The organism is Microcystis sp. M_OC_Ca_00000000_C217Col (genome assembly GCF_007095585.1).
In the GTDB taxonomy this organism is placed as follows: Bacteria; Cyanobacteriota; Cyanobacteriia; order Cyanobacteriales; family Microcystaceae; genus Microcystis; species Microcystis panniformis.
In genome coordinates this window covers 1-3,332 of record NZ_SFBV01000165.1, presented here as the reverse complement: position 1 = coordinate 3,332, position 3,332 = coordinate 1, and the positions used below count along the sequence as shown (strand labels likewise).

The 3,332-nt window shown below is 41.7% G+C and carries 3 protein-coding genes and 1 pseudogene; 3 read left to right on the top strand and 1 reads right to left on the bottom strand.

Annotated elements, in window-relative coordinates; translation table 11 throughout:
• A pseudogene (locus tag EWV66_RS09615) lies at window positions 1–203 on the top strand (hypothetical protein); the annotation flags it as partial.
• 42 nt (window positions 204–245) lie between these two features.
• Here EWV66_RS09615 and EWV66_RS09610 read toward each other — a convergent pair.
• Window positions 246–1,754, bottom strand: coding sequence for a glycosyltransferase family protein (locus EWV66_RS09610; protein WP_002785650.1), 1,509 nt, complete (start codon window positions 1,752–1,754; stop codon window positions 246–248).
• A 534-nt stretch (window positions 1,755–2,288) separates the two neighbouring features.
• Here EWV66_RS09610 and EWV66_RS09605 point away from each other — a divergent pair.
• Both EWV66_RS09605 and EWV66_RS09600 read left to right on the top strand, forming a co-directional pair.
• A complete protein-coding gene (locus EWV66_RS09605) occupies window positions 2,289–2,915 on the top strand; it encodes a TetR/AcrR family transcriptional regulator (RefSeq protein ID WP_002785652.1) in 627 nt (208 codons plus the stop codon).
• Window positions 2,916–3,168: 253 nt separating this feature from the next.
• Window positions 3,169–3,332, top strand: a 164-nt coding sequence (locus EWV66_RS09600) for a 4-Cys prefix domain-containing protein (protein ID WP_353734444.1), incomplete at its 3' end; no start/stop codon positions are given.

Here is a 3,332-nt window from a genome sequence, read left to right as displayed (position 1 = left end):
CCGTCCTTGATGCTGAACTGGCTGGTTCAAACCAAACATCGATTTCTTGGACTTCACTCTTGACTTTCTTGCTCTTTTTAATCGTTCCCAGAGACGCTAAGAGTTCTTCTAAATATTCTACACAACTCAGGCTAGATAAGCAAGAGAGCTACGCCACTACTATCGGATCACTACCTACTTTTTTTCTCCAGTCTAGGCTATAAGACATTTTTCTGTATGGGTTGCTCGTTTCTCCTTATTTTACCCTATTTTTCCCTTGCATCATACTTATTTGGAATGACTATATTATCTGAACTAGGACGAACAATCTGTCTTTTACTTAGCTGTTGCCAAATATCTACTAGGAAGACTAGCAAGAACAGATGAACAGCACCTAGAAACTGATGTCTTTCAAAGATAAAGAAGAACTTGGGTAATAAGGGAACATTCGGCGGTTGTTGAAAACCTAAATACTGTTGTGCTTGTACCACATAAGCATTAGAGACTTGGGAATAAAGAAAACAACCGTAGGCAAAAGCAGCAAATAAAGAGGCGAGTAGGGCGCGTCTGGATACTAGGAAATCCTGATAGTAGAGCCAGATAATACTGATCAGGATAAAAGGATAACCTATATAGAGATAGCGCTGATGAGTGCCACTGAGAAGAATATTAAAACCTAGGTAACTTAGTCCATGGAAAAGGCAGAGAAGTGCCATTAAATAGGTAGGATTGTATTTAGGGATAATCGCCTCGGTTTTGGTGGCGAGAATTTGCCAAATCTTGATTAAACCTGTACAGATAAGAAAACCCATGAAACCAGCATAGAGTAAAAGCCCTGCTTGGTAAGGACTGATACCTTTTTTCCAGCTACCTAGTTGCAAATCCATAAAAGGTACTCGGGAGGAAGCGCGGGGTTCTAAACCGAGAAATATCCAGATATTAAAGCCATTTCCTGAGATTTTGTCACCGTGACCACTACCAGATTTTAAGACAAAGAGGAAACTAGACTGAATCAGTCTGAGGGGAACTGCAAATAAGCTATCTAGGTAGAGGAAAAATCCGAGGCTTAAAAGTAGAGTTGCTCCCAGCCAGATTAAGCCTTTAGTCTGGTATCTTTGCTGGAATTTGTAACCTGTGGTCAGGATAACTAGGGCAAAAAAGGGTAGGGAAAAAATAAAGAGTTGTTTAGTGAGAATGAATAGGACTAAACTAAACATCCCGAGGAGAAACCAGAGGATATTTTTGAGGAGGGTGTTTTTCTCACTCCAAGATTGGAAGAAAGCAATGGTCGCCAGGAGGCAAAATAATAAGCCTACGTTGTCAATCTGTCCCCAGAGAGAACCTGCCGCCCAGAGAAATAGCACTAGGGTAATGCTGAAACCGATGATTACGGGGCGTTTGAATTTTAAGATTCTTGCTAGGTAGGTAAGAAGGAGAAAATTGAGAGCGTCAACAAACGCTAGGTAAAAACGGAAGTAGTAGATAGCCTCGGTTTTTTCGCTAATTCCCAATAGGGATTTTATCGCCGCAATTACTCCGCCGCTTGCCAGTATGCCTATACTAGGATAGTTGGGGACTTTGGGAGGACAATCCATATATACTGTACCTGCCGCGAGACAATCCCCCCATCTACTAAAGAGAAAAGTATCGGTAACGTGGTAAATGGGGAGAAAATAGACTAAAACAAAGGGGAGGGCTATTCCTAGGATATAGGCAAGGGGGATGAGGAAATTATTTTTTTCCCCTCGGTTGGTTGAGTCTAGAAAGTTTTTCATTATTCTCGAAGTCGTTGAGCTTTTCTGGTTCGGTATATTTTCAGAGAATTTTGGCGGTTTCCAGGAGATATTTCTCTAGTTGGGCTTTTTCTTGCAGGGGTATCCCCAGCATGGCTTTTTTCCTTGTATTTCTTTCTATTTTCTCACAACTTTGTCAATGAGTAATTATACTCATGCCTGAGTGGGATGCGGCCTGTAGTTTTCCATAATAGTTTAGAGACAGTAAAAAATGGTGGAAAATACTGGTTATAGCCTTGCACTGACGATGTTTTTCAGCAGTCCAGAGTAAGGTTTGATTGATAGGGGAGCAAGTGTCAACGTTTTGCCCTAGTATTTGGGTCTAGAACTAGGCTTTATCTGGGAGAATGAAAATCTTTCGGTTATCTTGGCTGGAAACTTAGCCCATTGTCAAGCTCGTGCGCTCGTTGTTAAAGGCCAAGTTACTCCAATTACTCAAAATTTTATGAAGCATTTGAGTAAACACCTGACTTGATCGATGACAATGGCTCTATCCCGTTCTAGCTGTCAATAATTATGCAAAGTCTTTTTCAACGTTCCCTAACTGAGACCAATTCTGGGGAAGAAGATACCCGTAGTCGTATTCTACAGGCCGCTTTACGTTTATTTGCCGCTAAGGGTTATGAAGGAACCACGACCAAAGACCTAGCAGGAAAAGCAAATGTGGCAGAAGGAACTTTATTTCGTTATTTTCCCAACAAAAAGGCGATTTTAATCGAAGTGGCCACTAGGGGATGGGTGGATATTCTCACCGACTTGCTGACGGAATTGAGCGAAATGGGCAGTTATAAAGCGGTAGCGCAGGTGATGCGACGTAGGGTGTTGAGAATGCGAGAAAATAGCGATTTATTGCGAGTTTGTTTTATAGAGGCACAATTTCACCCCGAATTAAAAGATCGGATTCAATCGGAGGTAATTGCTAAAATGACCGATGTGGCCGAGGCTTTTTTTCAAACAGCGATCGATCGTGGTATCTATCGTCCCATGAATCCGAAAATTGTGGCCCAGGTTTTTCTAGGAATGTTTGCAATTGCCGGTTTTTCCAGTGAAACTATTTTAGATAGCAATGCTTCCCCCTTAGCTTTACAAGAAATGGCCGAAGGTATTGCCGAAATTTTTCTGAATGGAGTGTTAGTTAAGTAGTCGTGCAAAATTAATTTCCTAGTCGAGACTCCGAGACTCCGAGACAGCTAATCTAAGGATAGGCCCTTATTAAGGGGGGATTAAGGGGGGACTAAGGGGGGATCGGCACCCCCCTTATCAAGGGGGGCAGGGGGGATCGAACCTAAAATCCATTTTTAATTTAATTATAACCAGCTACTTATGATAAAATGCCTTCAAAGACAGGTAAAGGGAACCTTCAATTATTCACCCAATAAAATAACTGATAGCCGAGATGAAACCCTGTTACTGCATTAATCCCAATTGTTATCAACCGGGTCATCCGAGTAATAATAACTCGAATACTCGTTACTGTCAAAGTTGCGGCTCTCAATTGTTGTTAAATGGTAAATATAGGGTGAGTCGGTTATTGAGTGATACGACCGGTTTTGGGGTTGT